We start from the raw sequence: 16,962 nt of genomic DNA, 5'->3' as shown, positions 1-16,962 counted from the left end.
GACTTACACGACGCGTGAAGACGATTAGGGGGACGCGCGCATGAACATCGTCGTCGCCCTTGGACTGATCATCACCTTCGCCACGGGCGTGCCGGTGCTGATGCAGATCCTCAAAAACCACCCGCGCGGACTGATCATCCTGTTCTTCGCAGAGATGTGGGAGCGTTTCTCCTACTACGGCATGCGCGGCATCCTGATCTTCTTCCTGACGCAACATTTCCTGTTCGACGACGCCATGGCGGGGTCGACCTACGGCTCCTACACCTCGCTGGTCTATCTGCTGCCCCTGCTGGGCGGCATCATGGCCGACCGCTTCATCGGCACGCGCAAGGCCGTCGCCTTCGGCGCCCTGCTCCTGGTCGCCGGTCACGGCATGATGGCTTTCGAGGGCCGTCCCGCGACCGAAACCCTGACTTATGCCGGTCAGACCTATCAGATCGACGCCGAAGGCCGCGGCGCGGCGCGTGAAGTGTCGATCGTCGTCAACGGCCAGAAATACGCCTTCGAGGCCGCCGAGAACGGCCTGGCGATCGAGAACCTGCCCGCCGCCTCGCCGCTGCCGGCCGTTCTGCCGACCGGCGAATACAAGATCGACGCGACCCGCGATATGGCGGGCGTGAACGTCTTCTATCTGGCGGTGTCCTTCATCATCATGGGCGTCGGCTTCCTGAAGCCCAACATCTCGACCATCGTCGGACAGCTCTATCCGCAAGGTGACCCGCGGCGTGATTCCGGCTTCACCCTCTACTACTACGGCATCAACCTCGGCGCCTTCTGGGCGGCGGTGCTGTGCGGCCTTTTGGGTCAGACCGTCGGCTGGTGGGCAGGCTTTGGCCTGGCCGGCGTCGGCATGGCGCTGGGCTGGGTGGTCTTCGTGCTGGGCAAACCCCTGCTGCAAGGCAAGGGCGAGCCTCCGGCCGAAGCCAATCTGAGCAAACCCATGCTGGGTCCGATCAACCGCGAATGGTCGATCTATCTGCTCAGCATCCTGGGCGTCGGCGTCGTCTGGTTCATGGTTCAGCGCAACGCCCTGGTGGGTTGGGTCCTGGGCGCCGCCACCGTCGCGTCGCTGCTGTTCATCCTCTACGTCATCGTCAAGGTTTGCGAGAACAAGGCGCAGCGTGAGCGGATGATGCTGGCCCTGGTGCTGATCTTCGGCTCGGTCGTCTTCTTCACCCTGTTCGAACAGGCCGGCACCTCGCTGAACCTGTTCGCCGACCGCAACGTCGATCTCAGCATCACCCCGCAGGCGTTCCAGCTGCTGGGCGTCACCGTCGGCACCCCGGCCCAGATCGCCGCCGCTGGTCTCAGCACGTCGGGTCCCTGGATCGACGCCACCATCACGGCGGCCCAGACCCAGTCGTTCAATGCGGGCTTCATCCTGATCTTCGCACCGATCATGGCCGCGCTCTGGTCCTTCCTGGGCAAGCGCAACCTGGACCCCAACCCCACGCTGAAGTTCGGCCTCGGTCTGCTTCAGGTCGGACTGGGCTTCATGATCGTGGTGTGGGGCGCCGGCATGGCCAACTCGGCCTTCCAGATGCCGCTGCTCCTGCTGGGTCTGCTCTATCTGTTCCACACGACCGGCGAGCTGTTCCTGTCGCCAGTGGGCCTGTCGGAAATCACCAAACTGTCCGTCGCCAAGGTGGTCAGCTTCATGATGGCCGTCTGGTTCCTGGCCAGCTCCATCGCCCAATATGTCGGCGGCTGGATCGCCGGCCTGGCGGGTACGGAGACGGTCGGCGGCCAGGTGCTGAACCCGGGCCTTGCGCTGCAGACCTCGCTTGAAGTGTTCAAGCTGCTGGGCCTGTGGGGCATGGGCATCGGCGTGGCCTTCATTGTCATCAGCCACTTCATCAAGGGCTGGTCGCACGGCGCCAATGACGGGGACAACCACCCTGGCCCTGCGCTGAACGATCGCGGTCAGGAAGACGGCAACGTCGCCCGTCCTGCGGCCTCGACGCCCAGCCACTGATCGACGCCTGATCATGGAAAAGCCCCGGCGGAGCGATCCGCCGGGGCTTTTTGCTGCGTGAAGCGCGACCTCAGAAGGTCTTGCGGACCCGCAACGAGACGAAGGTGCGCGGGTCGATGGAGCGCTCCTCGACGAAGGCTACGGTGCGCGGATTGCGTGTGGCGTAGACCGTGCGCTGCTGGGTGAAGTCGTCCCACAGGTTCAGCTGGGCGCGCAGCGACAGGGTCGGGCTGGGCTTGTATTCGACGAAGGCCTCCAGATAGTCCGCGCCGCGCCAGGCGAAGGTCTGGTCCGGATCGTAGGTCGCCTGGCCCAGACGCGGCAGCCAGTTGATCCCCCACTGGGTCTTCCACGAGGTGATGTCCTGCTGGAAGCCGACATTGGCCTGGCTGGGGCGTACGCCCGAGATGCGACGGTCCTCACCTGTGGTCGGGTCGGTGACGCTGCTCTTGTTCCAGTCGTTCCTGAAGGTGAAGCGGGCGCCCGAAATCCCGACCTTGTCCAGCGGCACGACCACGTTCAGCGACAGCTGATCCAGCGTTCCGTTGCCGATGTTGCCAGTCGCCGACAGGCCACCGGGCAGGGGAAGGCGGTCGATCACGTCGATGATGCGGTCGTGGCGATAGCCGATCGAGACCACGCCCTCGCCCCAGAAGCGGCGCTCATAGGACAGCTCGGAAATCCAGCGCTGTTCCGGCTCCAGATCGACGTTGCCGCCGAACACCGTGCCATCGCTCAGTTCAGCTGAGGCAGCGAAGTCGCCGAAGTCCAGCTGACCCAGTTCGCGCTCGAAGCGGAAACGCAGCTGGTTGTCGGCCATCGGCGTCCAGGTCGCCAGCAGCCGCGGCTTGGCGAAGAAGAAGCTCTTTTCCTGATCCGCATCGCCCGATTGGGTGATGGTGGAGGCCTCGAGGCGCACGCCGCCCTCCAGCGTCAGCTTCGGATTGATCCGCCAGGTCGCCTTGCTGAAGGCCTCGCCGCGCGTCTCCTCGACCTTGACCGAGGCGCTGGGCAGGGGAACTCCGACGCCGCCGATGGTGAAGGTCTGGTTCACGTCCAGCATATTGTAGGCGATCTCGGCGCCGGCCTCGATCGTCAGGGCGGGCGAGCGTTCGTGACGCACCAGGGCTCGCAGGATGGATTCCGACGAGTCGCCGTCGGATTTGAACTGCTGCTCCGGCGCCGCCGTCCCGTTGAGCGTCTCGTTGCTGCCCGAGACGCTGTCGAAGCTTGAGAACTCGTGGATCAGACGCGTCTCCAGGGTCCAGCGCGGGTTCAGGGTGCGGGTCCAGGTCAGGCCCAGTTCGCCGGAATCGCCGTCTTCGGCATAGTCGCTGCGGCGCAGGGATGTGGGCGACGAAAGCTCGGTCCAATTCTGATAGTCGTTCAGACCATAGCGGGCGGTGCCTTCCAGCTTTCCGCCGAACACCGGGCCGGTGTAGTTGCCGCGAATGCTCTGACCGCCGCCCCATCCGTCGTTTTCAAAACGCTCGTCGCGGATGACGTCGCCGGCGGCGTTGCGACGGATCGACCGGCCGACGCCGTTGGAATCGCTGGATCCCATGCCGTCCGACAGGGTCACGCCCCAGCTGCGATCGCCCTTGTTCTGCGTGAACTGATAGGAGCCGCCATAGATGTCATGGCCGCCTTCGAACAGCATGGCGTTCCAGGTCAGGATCGACTGGCGGCTGTCGGTCGTCTTCAGGATGACGTTCACGACGACGGAATAGCCCTGCATGTCGATACCCGGCGCGCCGCCTCGGATCAGTTCGATGCGCTCGACCTGATTGGCCAGGGTCCGGCCCAGGACGTTCGAACCCGAGTCGTTCTTTGAGGCGGGGCGGTTGTTGTTGATCAGCACATTGCCGACCGCCCCTTCGAAACCGCGCGCGCCCGATCCGTTGTCGATGGAGAAGCCGGGGACGCGGTTGACCATGTCGAGCGCCGTATTGGGGCGCTGGGCGGCGAAGAAGTCCGGCGTGAAGACCAGCACGCCGCGCTGGCTGGCGTCGGCCAGGGGCGCCTGGTTGGTCGGGCCGGTCGGCACCGGGGCCTCGGCGACTTGGGGCTTGTCTGCGTTGGAGGCGTCGGCGGCGAATGCGGCGCCGGCGGTGAAAAGCAGGGCGGTGCTGGCCAGCAGCAGGGTCTTTGTCATTGATCTTCCCCTCGGGTGTTGGCGAGAGGTGTGCCGATCCGGCGCGTTCATCTCCAGTTACAAGGCCGCAAGGTGGATTAAATCGACGACATCATTACAGCGATTTCATTACACCAGCGACAGTAATGAAGTTTACAGCGATGTAATGATCAGACGCTCATCTTCTCTATTGCTTTTACTTGCCGCGATGACGCTGACGACCGCGCCTGCCGTCGCGCAGGATGCGCCTTCGGACGCCGTCGAGGATATCGTCGTCACCGCTCGCCGGATTGAGGCGCCGATGTGGGAGGTGCGGCGCGGCGACAGCGTCCTGATCCTGGTCGGATCGATCGACGGCCTGCCCAGAAAGATGGAGTGGCGCACCGACGCGCTCATTTCGGCGGTTGATCGTGCCGACCGCGTTCTGTTTCCCGTCGAGGGGCGGGCCTCGCTGGCCGATGTGGGCCGGCTGATCTGGCGGTTTCGGACGCTGACCCGGTTGCCGAACGGGCGCACCAGCGCCGACTATCTGTCCACGGACCTTGAGGCCCGGGTCGAAAGCCTGACAGGCGAAGGCCCGACCCGCGACAGCATGCTGATCCTGTCGGGCGATCTGATGGAACGGGGCGGCTACAGCAGCGGAGGGCGTCCGGTGTCCGGCCTGGTCCGTCAGGCGACGCGCGCCAACCGCACGCCGGCTGAACCCGTCGGCATCTTCAGGGGGGATGAATTAATCGAAAAGGTTCTGACGACGCCGCCCGAACGCTATCTCGACTGCATCGACGCTGCGGCGACGGCGGCGGAGGCTGGGGTCGAGGCGGGCGCGCAGCGTGCGGAGAACTGGCGTCTGCGCCGGATTCCGGCGGTGCTGGACTCGCCCCTGGAAAAGGCGGCGACCGCCTGTTCCTACTGGTCGGTGATGGCCCAGGCGGACGATCTGCGTCGGATATGGAATACGGCGGTGGACAAGGCGCTGGCCGAGACCGGGGTAACGGTCGCCATCGCGCCCTTGCGGCTATTGGCCGAACCGAACGGCGTACTGGATCGGCTGGAGGCCGAGGGGCTGGAACCGATCGGTCCCGAATGGCGCCCCTCCGCCCCCGCTCAATCGGCGCGCTAGAGCTTACTTGCGTTCCGGAACGGCGTCGCGGGCGGCTTCGCCGATGTTGTCGGCGGCGTTGCCAACGCTCTCGGCGGCGCCGGCGATGGCGTTGTCCTTCACAGCATCGCTGCGGTTCATGTTCATCAGGAAGTAGCCGATCACCAGAACGGCCAGCAGGCCGACGATCAGGGCGACGATGGCGCCCATGCCGCTGCCGCGACGCTCGACGACGGTGGTGGGCGCCGCGCTGGTTTCAGTGATGCGTTCAACCCGGCCGTCGGGATGTTGGACTTCGCGTTCGGTAGGCATGGTGTTTCCTCTCCAGTGTGGCGGGGAAACACCCTTTGCAGCGATACGGTTCCGCTCGCTCAGACGGCGGTGCCGCCGACCGTCAGGCCGCCGATCTTGAGGCTGGGCTGGCCGATGCCGACGGGCACGCCCTGTCCGGCCTTGCCGCAGACGCCGACGCCCGGATCGAAGGCGAAGTCGTCGCCGACCATCTGGATCTTGGTCAGGGCCGTGGCCCCGTCGCCGATCAGGGTCGCGCCGCGCACCGGTGCGGTGATCACCCCGTCCTCGATCAGATAGGCCTCATTGCACTGGAACACGAACTTGCCGTTGGTGATGTCCACCTGACCGCCCGAGAAGTTGGCGGCGTAGAGGCCGCGCTTCGTATTGGCGATCATGTCGGCCTTCGAATCCTTGCCGCCCTCCATGAAGGTATTGGTCATGCGCGGCATCGGCATATGGGCGAAGGACTGGCGCCGGCCATTGCCGGTTGCGGCGACGCCCAGCTGCCGCGCCGACAGCCGGTCGTGCATCAACCCGACCATGATCCCGTCCTCGATCAGGACCGTGCGGGAGGTAGGCGTGCCCTCGTCATCGACCGACAGCGATCCGCGCCGTCCGGCGATCGAGCCGTCATCGACCACGGTGACGCCGGGGGCGGCGACGCGCTGGCCCATCATTCCGTTGAAGACCGACGAGCCCTTGCGGTGGAAGTCGCCCTCGAAGCCGTGGCCGATGGCCTCGTGCAGCAGCACGCCGGGCCACCCGGCGCCCAGGACCACGTCCATCTCGCCCGCCGGGCAATCGACGGCGTCCAGATTGACCAGGGCCTGACGCAAGGCCTCGTCCACCTGGGCCTGCCAGCGTTCGGGCGCGACCCAGGCCTCGAAGCCGGCCCGACCGCCGGCGCCGGATGAGGCGCTCTCGCGCTTGCCGTTCTGCTCGACGGTGACCGAGACGTTCAGACGGACGAGGGGGCGAACATCGCGCACCGCCCGCTCGTCGGCGCGCAGGATCTCGATGGCGCGGCGTTCGCCGATCAAGGAGGCGGACACCTGAACCACGCGCGGATCACGGGCGCGCGCCCAGGCGTCGATCTCGGCCAGCAGGGCGATCTTGTCGGAGAAGGCGGGCGAGGCGAGGGGATCGACCTCGCCATACAGTTTCTGATTGGTGGCGCGGGGCCCTTCGGCGACACGGGCCTCGTGCCCCTGTTTGGCCAGGGCCGCGCTGTCGGCGGCGCGACGCAGGGCGGCGGCCGAGATCTCGTTGGCGTGGGCGTAACCGGCCGTCTCGCCCGCCACGACCCGCAGGCCGAAGCCCTCGGTAGCGTCATAGGCGGCGGACTTCAACCGGCCGTCGTCGAACACCAGGCTCTCGCTCTCGGACCGCTCCAGGAACAGTTCGCCGTCGTCGGCGCCGGCCAGGGCCGTTTTCAGGATCGACAGGGCTTCATCGATGTCAACGCCGGCGGCGTCGAGGATGGGCGGCGGGGAGGCGTGAACGGTCATGGCCTGTAGGTAGGGGCTGAAGGCCGTTTCGTCACCTGCCCGGCGCGCGAAACCGCCGATCAGTCCAGCGGTTGGGGCCGCGTCACCACCGGACCGTCGGGATCGCTGCTCGACGGACGTGCAGCGGTCGGGGCGGGCGTCGGCGCCGTCGGAACGATCACCAGCGGCTCGGTCGTGACGGTCGGCGCCGGCGTGGACGGCGCCGGGGTGGTCGTCGTCGGCGCACGCGTCGTCGGTTGCGTCGTTGCGGCCGGCGTCTGGGGCTGGGTCTGCGTGCGGGGCGCGGCCGTCGTCGCGCGCGGCGTCGTCGTCGTTGCGGGCGCGGAAGCCGCCGTGGTGGGCTGCGTCGCCGTAGTCGTCGCTGCGGGCGCGGGCTGTTCGGTCGCGACGACGGATGAGGCGTCGGCAGGAACCGTATCGGCTGGCGGGGCGGTCAGAGGCGCATCGGCGGCGATGGCGGGCGTGGACGCCGTCGAGGTCGAGGCGGGACGCATCGCGAACCACAGGCCCCCTCCGGCGATCAACAGGGCGACGACCCCGACCCCAACATAGAGCGGCAGGCGCGAGGTCTTGGCGGGGGCACGGGCGAAGCTGGGCGTGATCGGCGCAGCCGCAGGCGAAACAGCGGGTCTGGCCGCGACCGCTGGGGCGGCGACAGGTTCGGATGCGACCGGCTTCGGCGCAGGGGCGGGCGTCGTCTCGGGCGCGGGCAGGGGGCGCACGGTCAGATCAGGTTGAGCGGCCGGCGCCGGCTGCGGCCTGGGCTGCGGCGGCGTTGGAGCCTGGGGTTGAGGCTGGGCTTGGGTCGGGCGCGCCGTGGGGATCAGCGATCCGCCCAGGATGCTTGACCCCTGCGGACGGGGCGCGGGACGCGGGGCGGGATTGGCGGGCGTCGTCTGACCCTTGGCCGGCGCGACGCCGGAGGCCAGGCTCTGGGTGTGGATCGAGGCCTGCTGCTGTTGCGGCGTGGGCTTGCGCGGCGGCGGATTGGGAATGCGGTCCAGCGGATTGGGCGCGACCGGCACCGGACCGACGTGGAAGGTCGTCGCGGGCATACGGCCCCAGGTCACCGGCTTGCGGGCGAAGGGCTGGGGCGGGGTCTTCTGGTCGTCGGACATGGTCTTCTCAATCGCTGGCGATCTGGCCCGTTTCGTGACGGATCAGTTCTTGAGCCGGTAGCCGGTCTTGAACATCCACATGACGATGCCCAGGCAGACGGCGAAGAAGGCCAGGGTGGCGGCGACGCTGAAGCCGATGGCCACATCCCCCTGACCATAGAAGGCCCAGCGGAAGCCCGAGATCAGATAGACCACAGGGTTGAACAGGGTCACCATGCGCCAGCCGTCCGGCAGCATGTCGATGGAATAGAAGGCGCCGCCCAGGAAGGTCAGGGGCGTCACGACCAGCATCGGGATCATCTGAAGCTGCTCGAACCCATTGGCCCAGACCCCGATGATGAAGCCGAACAGGCTGAAGGTCACCGAAATCAGGATCAAGAAGGCCATCATCCAGACCGGGTGCAGGATCTGCAGCGGCACGAAGAAGGCCGCCGTGGCCAGAATGATCAGGCCCAGCACCGCCGACTTGGTCGCCGCCGCGCCGACATACGCCAGCACGATCTCCAGCGACGACACCGGCGCCGACAGGATCTCGTAGATCGTACCGGTGAACTTGGGGAAGTAGATGCCGAACGAAGCGTTGAAGATCGACTGTGTGAACAGGCTGAGCATGATCAGCCCCGGCACGATGAAGGCGCCGTAGGGCACGCCGTCCACCTGTTGCATCCGGCTGCCGATGGCGCCGCCGAAGACGACGAAATAAAGGGCCGTGGTGATCACCGGGGTGACCACGCTCTGCCACAGGGTGCGCAGCGCCCGCGCCATCTCGAAGCGATAAATGGCCCAGACGCCGTATCCGTTGAAGGTCATGCCGCGGCTCCGTTCTGGTGAACCAGGCTGACGAAGATGTCTTCCAGCGAGCTCTGGCGAGTGTTCAAGTCCTTGAAGCCGATGTTCAGCGCCTCAAGCCGACGGATCAGCGACGGCACGCCTGTGTCGTCAGCATTGGCGTCGAAACTATACTCCAGCTCTCCGCCCTTGTTATTCAGCGTCAGGTCCCAGCCGGACAGTTCGGCGGGCAGGGCGCCCAACGGCTCGATCAGGTTCAGCGTCAGGGTCTTCTTGCCCAGCTTCTTCATCAGGGCCGACTTTTCCTCGACCAGGATCAGTTCGCCCTTCAGGATCACGCCCACCCGGTCGGCCATTTCCTCGGCCTCCTCGATGTAGTGGGTCGTCAGGATGATGGTGACGCCGCGCTCACGCAGCTTTCTGACCATGGCCCACATGTCGCGACGCAGCTCGACATCGACCCCGGCGGTCGGCTCATCCAGGAACAGGATGTCCGGCTCGTGGCTCAGGGCCTTGGCGATCATCACCCGCCGCTTCATCCCGCCCGACAGGGTCATGATCTTGGCGTCGCGCTTGTCCCACAGCGACAAGTCTTTCAGCACGCCTTCGATGAAGGCGGGGTTCGGCGCCTTGCCGAACAGGCCCCGACTGAAGGTGACGGTGGCCAGCACGGTTTCGAAGGCGTCGGTGGTCAGCTCCTGCGGCACCAGACCGATCTTGGTGCGGGCGGCGCGGAAGTCGGACTGGATGTCATGGCCGTCGGCGACCACGGTCCCAGTGGTGGGCGTGACGATGCCACAGACGATGGAGATCAGCGTGGTCTTGCCCGCGCCGTTCGGTCCCAACAGGGCGAAAATCTCGCCCTTGTTGATCGTCAGGTCGATGCGCTTCAGCGCCTGATGCCCCGACTTGTAGGTCTTGGTCAGGCCGTCGATCTCGATTACGGGCATGGGCTTTCCTTTCCGGCGCGCACGGCGGCGCTGGCCGGGTGTGGCGGCAATATGGCGTGCCTGACGCCTGACTCAAGTGGAAGCGGCGCTCAATGGACGCCAAGTCGTTGTTAACCCGATTGTCGCACGGTGCCGGCTTGAGTTGAGTTTTGGCAGGAGCTTTCGTGCCGTCCCTGTCCGCCGCCCACCACGCCGCTCTGACGGCGATCGTCGAGGCCTGTCCCGACGCATCGCTGGGGATGCTGGGCGCGGCCGTGGCGGCGTTGAAGGGCGACAAGGCGGCCGAACTGGCGAATATCGTCGCCGCAGAGGCGCGCGATCGCGCCCGTCGCGGCACGGCCTTTGCGCCCCTGCTGCCGCTGTTTCAGCCGCGCGCCGACGGCGTGCCGGCCCTGGCCTTTCCGCCTCGGGTCCTGAAACGGGTCTGGCGCGAGGCGGTGCAGGGCGAGGAGGATTTCCTGCCTCTGCTGGACGGCGCCGTCGCCGTGGACGGCGAATGGACCCTGGCCGCCGATCGGCTGTGCGCCAAGGCGGCCGCCGTGCTGCGCGACCGGCCGCGCGACGTCTGGCCCGAGTTTCAGCGTCCCGCCGACGACCAGCCCCCATCCACCCCGGTCGAACTGGCCGGCTGTTTCGACCTGACGCCTCTGGCCCGCAGCGCCTTGCCGCGCCTGCCCGTTTGGCTGGAGCGCCCCGACGACAACCAACTGGCGGGTTTGAGGCTGCTGATCCAGGACTGTCTGGCGATGTCGCCGGACGGCGGGCGGCGCATGATCGACATCCTGTTCGCCCATGTGGCGGACGCCGAGCGGATGCTGCGGGTCGTGACGCGGACCAGCCGCTTGGCCGACCGCGAAATCACCCTCAGCCATTCCGACATGGGCGTCTTCGTCGAGCGGCTGCTGACCTCCGTTCAGGTGCGGGTGCAAAAGATCGCCGCCGTCGTCCGTTCGTCGCTGGGAGAGACGGCGATGCTGGGTGTGGTGGACGACGTCAGCTGGTGCGCGGGCGTGCTGGCCGAGATGGACCTCAGCCTGCAGGTGCGGCCCGATTCAAGCTGGGGCAAGGCGGCGCGGATGGCGCGGGTCCAGGTGTCGGGCCAGCTTTCCGGCCTGATGAAGTCCGCCTCCAGCGCCGTCCACGCCGCCCTGCCGATGAAGCGCCAGGTCATCACCGGACGCATGACGCGGATGTCGCCCTGGCTGGAGGCGCCGGCCGAGGGCGAACCGATCGAGGCGGCGGCGGCCCTGCTGGCGGCGGTGGCGGCCCTGCGCGGCGCGGCCGTCACCTTCGGCTGCGAAGCCGATCGCTCGGGACTGAAGGCCGACCTGACCGACTACCTCTCCACCTGGTCCGACGAGGCGCTGAACAGTCTGTCGGACGGCGAAGCCGAAAATCCCGACCATGTGCTGCGTCTGATCGGTGTCGCGGCGCGGTTCCTGACCGTGATCGAGGCGCTGGAGGCGGCGCGCGCGGTCAGGCGACGCGCAGCCTCGGCGGAAATGGCGCGGCTGGGCTGAAACGACGCCTCGCCCGACGTTCGCGGATGGGTTAGACGGCGCAGATGATCGTGTTCTGGATAATGACGGGACTGGCGGCGGCCCTGGCCGCCCTGCTGGTGTTGACCGGCGCACGGCGCCGCGCCGATCCGGCCGCAGGGGCCGAGACCCAGGCCGGCTCGCGCGAGATCGAGGAACTGGATCGGCTGAAGGCTCGCGGCCTGCTGGACGACGCGGCCTATGCCAGCGCACGAGCCGAGGCGGGGCGGCGGCTTTTGGCCATGACGACGACCGCGGCCCCCGTGGCTGGGCCTAAGGATCGGTTCTGGGTGCTGGGGGGGATCGCCGTGACGGTCGCCGGCGCGCTGGGCCTCTATGTCTTCACAGGCGCGCCCGGCCTGCCGGACCAGGCCTATGAGCGGCGCGTCGACGACTGGGCGGCGAACCTGGAGGGGCTGGAGCCGGCGCAGCTCGCCGCCGTGACGGCGCGAGTCGTGCGCGAACGGCCGCAGGATCGCCAGGCGCTGGCCATGCTGGGCGCGGCGCGTTATGCGGCCGGCGATCCCCTGGGCGCGGCGTCGGCCTTCCGTCGCCTGATCGCCCTCGACCCCAAGGACGCCCAGGCCTGGGCGCGACTGGGCGAGAGCCTGGTGGTCGCCAATGACGACCAGATCGGCGGCGACGCCGAGGCCGCCTTCCGCGAGGCGCTGAAGCTGGACTCGGACCAGCTGGGCGCGCGCTTCTTCCTCGGCGAGGCGGCCCTGCGGCGGGGCGACGACGCCTCGGCGCGCACCCTGTGGACGCCCCTGATCGCCGCGCTGGATCCGGCCGACCCGCGTCGTCTGGACCTAGAGCGGCGACTGCCGAAGGACGGCGCGCAATGACGCGTTGGTCGCGCGCCGCGACGGCGGTATATGCCGCCGATCCGTCCTCCGAACCCGGAATGTCCGTCGCATGAGCTGGCTGCCGAAATCGCCGAAGGCGCGTCGTCGCCTGTGGGTCGTCGCCGCCGTGGCGCCGATCCTGGCGCTGGCGGTCGGCCTGTCGCTGTGGGCGATGCAGGACAGCGTGACCTTCTTCTATTCCCCGTCCGAGGCCACGGTCGACAAGGCGCCCGAGGGCCGCAACATCCGCCTGGGCGGTCTGGTCGAGGTCGGCAGCGTGCAGAAGTCCGGCGACGGCGTGGTGGCCTTTTCCGTTACCGACAACGCCGCGACGACCCGCGTCGTCTATCACGGCGACCTGCCCGACCTGTTCCGCGAAGGGCAGGGGATCGTGGCGCAAGGGGCGTTCGGGGCCGACCGCACATTCCACGCCAGCCAGGTCCTGGCCAAGCACGACGAGAACTATATGCCGCGCGAGGTCTCCGACCGGCTGAAGGAAAAGGGCGAGTGGCGGCCGGACGCAGCGCCGACCACGGCCGCAGCCAGCAAGACCGTTCCCCTATGATCGCTGAGCTTGGGGCCTTCGCCCTGGCGCTGGCTCTGGCGCTGTCGATCCTGCAGACGGGCCTGTCGGCGGCCGGACGCGCGCGCCGCAGCCCTGTGCTGGCCGGGGCGGCGCAAGGCGCGGCGCTGGCGGCGGCGGGCGCGGTCGCCCTCAGTTTCGCTGCGCTGATCTACGCCTTCGTCGTGTCCGACTTCTCGGTCTCCAACGTCGCGGCCAACAGCCACACCGACAAGCCGATGCTGTACAAGGTCGCCGGCGCCTGGGGCAGCCACGAGGGGTCGCTGCTGCTGTGGTGCCTGGTGCTGACCGTCTTCGGCGGGGCGCTGGCCCGGGCGCGCGGCTTGCCGTTCGGGCTGAAGGCCTCGGCCGTGGCGGTGCAGGGCGCGCTGGGCTCGCTTTTCCTGGCCTTCGCCGTCTTCACCTCCAGCCCTTTCACGCGTCTGGACCCCGCGCCGTTCCAGGGGGCCTCGCTCAACCCCCTGCTGCAGGACCCGGCCCTAGCCGTGCATCCGCCGCTGCTCTACGCCGGCTATGTCGGCTTTTCCGTCTGCTTCTCCCTCGCCGTCGCGGCCCTGATCGAGGGACGGGCGCAGACCGCCTTCTGGCCCGCCTGGGGCCGCTGGGTGCGGCCCTGGGCGCTCGCCAGCTGGGCCTTCCTGACTGTCGGCATCACCCTGGGGTCGTTCTGGGCCTATTATGAGCTGGGCTGGGGCGGCTGGTGGTTCTGGGACCCGGTCGAGAACGCGTCATTCATGCCCTGGCTGGCGGGGGCGGCCCTGTTGCACAGCGCTGTCGTGACCGAGCGGCGCGGCGCGCTGGCAGGCTGGACCGTCTTCCTTGCGTTGCTGGCCTTCACCTTCTCCATGCTGGGCGCCTTTTTGGTGCGGTCGGGCGTGCTGACCAGCGTCCACGCCTTCGCCGTCGATCCCCAGCGCGGCCTGATGCTGCTGGCGATTCTGGGCGTTACGGCCGGCGCCGCCTTCGCCCTGTTCGCCTGGCGCGCCCCCCAGCTGAAGGGCGGCGGAATGTTCGCGCCGGTCAGCCGCGAGGGCGCGCTGGTGCTGAACAATCTGTTCCTGACGGCGGCGGCCGCGACCGTGCTGCTGGGCACCCTGTATCCCCTGATCCTGGAGGCCGCGTCCGGCGCGACTATCTCGGTCGGCCCGCCCTATTTCGCCGCGACCTTCACGCCGCTGATGATGGTCGCCTTCATCATCCTGCCGGCCGGGCCGCTGCTGGCCTGGAAGCGCGACGACCTGCCCGGCGCGATGCAGCGTCTGGCCGTAGCGGCAGGTCTGGCCATCGTGTCGGCTCTGGCGGCCTATGCGCTGTGGGAACCGAAAAAGGCGTTGGCCGCCGCCGGGATCGGCCTGGGCGCCTGGCTGATCCTGGGATCGCTGGCTGAGGTGGCCGAACGCGCGCGACTGTTCCGCGCCTCGGCGGCCGAGACTCTGCGTCGTCTGAAGGGCCTGCCGCTGGGCGCCTGGGGCATGACCTTCGCGCACCTGGGCCTGGGCGTCTTCATCCTGGGGGCGGTGGTCGAGACCGGCTTCAAGGCCGAGACGGCGCGCGCCCTGTCGCTGGGCCAGAGCGTCTCCGCCGGCCCCTGGACCGTCACCTTGGACGACGTCCGCGTGGTCGAGGGGCCGAACTATCTGGCCGAACAGGGCCGACTGACGGTGCGCGCTACAGATGATCGCGGCCGAGCCAGCACGGTCACGGCCGAGCGCCGCTTCTTCCCCGCCGGCGGTCAGACCACCACCGAGGTCGGGCTGGATTTCCGGGGACTGGACGACGTCTATGTCGTGATCGGCGAACGGGCGGGCAGTCCGCAGCAGCCGGCCTGGGTCGTGCGCCTGTACTGGAACCCCTGGGCGCGACTGATCTTCCTGGGACCGATGATCATGGCCCTGGGCGGCGTCCTGTCCCTGATGGATCGGCGGTTGCGGGTCGGCATCGGTCCGCGACGGCGCAAGACGGCATGAGGCGGTATCTGATCCTGCTGGCCGCGCCGGTCTTGGCGCTGATGCTGACGGCGGCCGAGCCGCCCGCCGCGCCGGACAGGCCCTTGCCTGATGCGACGCAGGAGGCCCGCGCACAGGCCCTGTTCAAGGATGTCCGCTGCGTCGTTTGCCAGCACGAGGCCATCGCCGACAGTCCGGCGGGCGTGGCGGGCGACATGCGCCGCCTGATCCGCGAGGAGATCGCTGCCGGCGCCTCGGACCAGGCGGTACGCGACGACCTGGTGCGGCGTTTCGGCGACTATGTGCTGTTCACCCCGCCGGTGCGGGCAGGCACATGGCTGTTGTGGTTCGGGCCGTTCGCCCTGGTGCTGCTGGCGGTCACCGTGCTGATGCTGCGCGCGCGCCGTCGTCCGGTCGAGGCCGCGCCTCTCACTGCCGAAGAAGAAGGCCGACTGGACGAAGTTCTGCGAAATGAGAAGCTTCGCCGCGATCCTGACGCAACCTCGCCTCACGACGGGCGCTAGTCGAGATCAACGATCGGCGGCTGGGATTGGCGTAAGCGCCGTCCGGCCTATATCAATCGCGAAACCGGCGCCCGCATGGCGCTGGACAGAGGATCGCAAGGACCACGATGCTGAAGCGCAAGGAGTTCATTCTCGGGGCCGCGGCCGGCCTGACCCTGGCGGCGGCGGCGACCGCCGGCGGCGTCATCAACTGGCCCGGCGCGCATGCGGAACCGCAGGCGGTCAACCGGATCACCCCGGTCCCGGCCAACGGCGACAGTTTCACGCCCCCGCCGGGCGCGCCCAGCAGTTTCGCGACAATCTTCGATCAGGTCTCGCCGGCCGTCGTTCAGATCGACGTGACGGTCAAGGTGGACCAGCCCCAGGGCGGCGCCTTCACCATTCCCGGCCTGCCGTTCCAGTTCGTGCCGCCGCAAGGTCGCGGCGGTCAGGGCGGTGATGAGCCGCAGACGACCCAGGGCGCCGGATCGGGCTTCTTCATCTCCCAGGACGGCTTCATCGTCACCAACAACCACGTCGTCGCCGACGCGACCGAGATCAAGGTCAAGATGTCGGACGGCCGCGAACTGCCGGCCCGCCTGATCGGTCGCGATCCCGGCACCGACCTGGCCGTGATCAAGGTCGAGGGCAATGACTTCAAGTATGTCAGTTTCGAAGAGACAGCCGAGCCGCGCGTCGGCGACTGGGTCATCGCCATCGGCAACCCGTTCGGCCTGGGCGGCACCGCCACGGCCGGCATCGTCTCGGCCAAGGCGCGCGACATCGATCCGTCAGGCTACAACGACTACATCCAGATCGACGCCGCCATCAACCGGGGCAACTCGGGCGGCCCGACCTTCGACATCCACGGCCGCGTCATCGGCGTGAACTCGGCCATCTATTCGCCCACCGGCGGATCGGTCGGCATCGGCTTCGCCATCCCGGCCGAGACCGCCAAGTCGATCACCGAACGCCTGATGCGCGGTCAGTCGATCGAGCGCGGCTATGTCGGCCTGGGCCTTCGCACCCTCAGCCCCGATGGCTGGGAAGCCTTGGGTCAGCCCAAGGACTTCAAGGGCGCCCTGATCGAGAGCGTGACCGACGGCGGTCCTGCTGCGCGCGGCGGCGTTCAGGTTGGGGATCTGCTGGTCGGCGTCAACGGCGAGGCCGTAGCCAACAGCCAGGAAGCCACGCGCCGGGTCGGGTCGGCCAAGCCGGGCGACACCATCCGCCTGGAAGTGATCCGCGACGGCCGCCGTCAGACGCTTAACGTCCGTTCGGGCACGCGTCCGTCGGAAGAGGAGCTGAACGCCGGTGAAGAGGGAGGCGGTTCTGCGGCTCCGGGTCAGGCTCAGCCGGGCCAAGGCGAAACCATCGAAGGCCTCGGTGTGACGGCCATCACGCCTGCCGCCCGGTCGCGTTTCAACATTCCGGAAAGCGTGACCGGCGTGGTCATCACCAATGTGGAGCAGGAGTCGGCTGCGGCGCGTCTCGGCTTCCAGCCGGGCTTCGTCATCACCCGTGCGAATGACCGCAACATCACCTCCGCGGCCGATCTGCGCACTGCGGTGGCGGCGGCGAAACAGGCGGGCCGACCCAGCATCCTGCTGTTCGTCCGCACGCCCCAGGGCACCAGCCCGGTGCCGCTGCGCTTCGCCACCGGCGAATGATCGGCATTCT

General features: G+C 68.1%; 14 protein-coding genes. 8 read left to right on the top strand and 6 right to left on the bottom strand.

Annotated elements, in window-relative coordinates:
- The first annotated feature begins 40 nt into the window (after positions 1–40).
- On the top strand, positions 41–1,975 hold the full coding sequence (locus BVE01S_RS02880; protein WP_066624011.1) for a peptide MFS transporter: 1,935 nt from the start codon (positions 41–43) through the stop codon (positions 1,973–1,975).
- Positions 1,976–2,045: 70 nt separating this feature from the next.
- Here the strand turns inward: BVE01S_RS02880 and BVE01S_RS02875 are convergent, their stop codons facing one another.
- Positions 2,046–4,130 carry a TonB-dependent receptor plug domain-containing protein gene (locus tag BVE01S_RS02875; protein WP_066624008.1) on the bottom strand — a complete coding sequence of 695 codons (2,085 nt, stop codon included), beginning with the start codon at positions 4,128–4,130 and terminating at the stop codon, positions 2,046–2,048.
- A 187-nt stretch (positions 4,131–4,317) separates the two neighbouring features.
- Between BVE01S_RS02875 and BVE01S_RS02870 the strand changes: the two genes are divergently transcribed.
- Complete coding sequence (locus BVE01S_RS02870; RefSeq protein ID WP_066624007.1) at positions 4,318–5,229, top strand: TraB/GumN family protein; 912 nt, start codon at positions 4,318–4,320, stop codon at positions 5,227–5,229.
- Positions 5,230–5,232: 3 nt separating this feature from the next.
- Here the strand turns inward: BVE01S_RS02870 and BVE01S_RS02865 are convergent, their stop codons facing one another.
- Genes BVE01S_RS02865 through BVE01S_RS02845 form a run of 5 tightly spaced genes read right to left on the bottom strand, consistent with a single transcriptional unit; the run spans position 5,233 to position 9,867 of the window.
- A complete protein-coding gene (locus BVE01S_RS02865; RefSeq protein WP_045809440.1) occupies positions 5,233–5,520 on the bottom strand; it encodes a hypothetical protein in 288 nt (95 codons plus the stop codon).
- 59 nt (positions 5,521–5,579) lie between these two features.
- Positions 5,580–7,010: a metalloprotease TldD gene (tldD, locus tag BVE01S_RS02860; RefSeq protein WP_066623999.1), complete on the bottom strand. Its 1,431-nt coding sequence runs from the start codon at positions 7,008–7,010 to the stop codon at positions 5,580–5,582.
- Between the two features lie 59 nt (positions 7,011–7,069).
- Complete coding sequence (locus tag BVE01S_RS02855; RefSeq protein ID WP_066623997.1) at positions 7,070–8,128, bottom strand: flagellar basal body-associated FliL family protein; 1,059 nt, start codon at positions 8,126–8,128, stop codon at positions 7,070–7,072.
- 42 nt (positions 8,129–8,170) lie between these two features.
- Positions 8,171–8,938 carry an ABC transporter permease gene (locus BVE01S_RS02850; RefSeq protein WP_066623982.1) on the bottom strand — a complete coding sequence of 256 codons (768 nt, stop codon included), beginning with the start codon at positions 8,936–8,938 and terminating at the stop codon, positions 8,171–8,173.
- Positions 8,935–9,867, bottom strand: a complete 933-nt coding sequence (locus BVE01S_RS02845) for an ABC transporter ATP-binding protein (protein ID WP_066623966.1) — start codon at positions 9,865–9,867, stop codon at positions 8,935–8,937. Before BVE01S_RS02845 ends, BVE01S_RS02850 begins: the two co-directional genes overlap by 4 nt.
- Before the next feature lie 164 nt (positions 9,868–10,031).
- On the opposite strand from BVE01S_RS02845, the gene BVE01S_RS02840 reads away from it, so the two are divergent.
- The 6 genes from BVE01S_RS02840 (at position 10,032) to BVE01S_RS02815 (ending at position 16,952) form a co-directional block, all read left to right on the top strand.
- On the top strand, positions 10,032–11,387 hold the full coding sequence (locus tag BVE01S_RS02840) for a hypothetical protein (RefSeq protein WP_066623962.1): 1,356 nt from the start codon (positions 10,032–10,034) through the stop codon (positions 11,385–11,387).
- Between the two features lie 44 nt (positions 11,388–11,431).
- A complete protein-coding gene (ccmI, locus tag BVE01S_RS17355; protein WP_066623960.1) occupies positions 11,432–12,250 on the top strand; it encodes a c-type cytochrome biogenesis protein CcmI in 819 nt (272 codons plus the stop codon).
- 70 nt (positions 12,251–12,320) lie between these two features.
- A complete protein-coding gene (gene ccmE / locus BVE01S_RS02830) occupies positions 12,321–12,815 on the top strand; it encodes a cytochrome c maturation protein CcmE (protein ID WP_066623958.1) in 495 nt (164 codons plus the stop codon).
- Positions 12,812–14,800 carry a heme lyase CcmF/NrfE family subunit gene (locus tag BVE01S_RS02825; RefSeq protein ID WP_066623957.1) on the top strand — a complete coding sequence of 663 codons (1,989 nt, stop codon included), beginning with the start codon at positions 12,812–12,814 and terminating at the stop codon, positions 14,798–14,800. The genes ccmE and BVE01S_RS02825 overlap by 4 nt, the downstream gene beginning before the upstream one ends.
- Positions 14,797–15,303, top strand: coding sequence for a cytochrome c-type biogenesis protein (locus BVE01S_RS02820; protein WP_066623956.1), 507 nt, complete (start codon positions 14,797–14,799; stop codon positions 15,301–15,303). Before BVE01S_RS02825 ends, BVE01S_RS02820 begins: the two co-directional genes overlap by 4 nt.
- A gap of 107 nt (positions 15,304–15,410) precedes the next feature.
- Positions 15,411–16,952, top strand: a complete 1,542-nt coding sequence (locus tag BVE01S_RS02815; RefSeq protein WP_066623949.1) for a Do family serine endopeptidase — start codon at positions 15,411–15,413, stop codon at positions 16,950–16,952.
- Positions 16,953–16,962 lie beyond the last annotated feature (10 nt).

The organism is Brevundimonas vesicularis NBRC 12165, assembly GCF_001592205.1.
Taxonomy (GTDB): Bacteria; Pseudomonadota; Alphaproteobacteria; order Caulobacterales; family Caulobacteraceae; genus Brevundimonas; species Brevundimonas vesicularis.
This window is presented reverse-complemented; position numbering and strand designations above follow the sequence as displayed.

Bases quoted from the DNA above. Each gene is read 5' to 3' on its own strand.
- BVE01S_RS02880 (WP_066624011.1), top strand. From the start codon at position 41: ATGAACATCGTCGTCGCCCTTGGACTGATCATCACCTTCGCCACGGGC.
- ccmE (WP_066623958.1), top strand. From the start codon at position 12,321: ATGAGCTGGCTGCCGAAATCGCCGAAGGCGCGTCGTCGCCTGTGGGTC.
- ccmI (WP_066623960.1), top strand. From the start codon at position 11,432: ATGATCGTGTTCTGGATAATGACGGGACTGGCGGCGGCCCTGGCCGCC.
- BVE01S_RS02820 (WP_066623956.1), top strand. From the start codon at position 14,797: ATGAGGCGGTATCTGATCCTGCTGGCCGCGCCGGTCTTGGCGCTGATG.
- BVE01S_RS02845 (WP_066623966.1), bottom strand. From the start codon at position 9,867: ATGCCCGTAATCGAGATCGACGGCCTGACCAAGACCTACAAGTCGGGG.
- BVE01S_RS02825 (WP_066623957.1), top strand. From the start codon at position 12,812: ATGATCGCTGAGCTTGGGGCCTTCGCCCTGGCGCTGGCTCTGGCGCTG.
- BVE01S_RS02875 (WP_066624008.1), bottom strand. From the start codon at position 4,130: ATGACAAAGACCCTGCTGCTGGCCAGCACCGCCCTGCTTTTCACCGCC.
- tldD (WP_066623999.1), bottom strand. From the start codon at position 7,010: ATGACCGTTCACGCCTCCCCGCCGCCCATCCTCGACGCCGCCGGCGTT.
- BVE01S_RS02865 (WP_045809440.1), bottom strand. From the start codon at position 5,520: ATGCCTACCGAACGCGAAGTCCAACATCCCGACGGCCGGGTTGAACGC.
- BVE01S_RS02850 (WP_066623982.1), bottom strand. From the start codon at position 8,938: ATGACCTTCAACGGATACGGCGTCTGGGCCATTTATCGCTTCGAGATG.
- BVE01S_RS02815 (WP_066623949.1), top strand. From the start codon at position 15,411: ATGCTGAAGCGCAAGGAGTTCATTCTCGGGGCCGCGGCCGGCCTGACC.
- BVE01S_RS02855 (WP_066623997.1), bottom strand. From the start codon at position 8,128: ATGTCCGACGACCAGAAGACCCCGCCCCAGCCCTTCGCCCGCAAGCCG.
- BVE01S_RS02870 (WP_066624007.1), top strand. From the start codon at position 4,318: ATGACGCTGACGACCGCGCCTGCCGTCGCGCAGGATGCGCCTTCGGAC.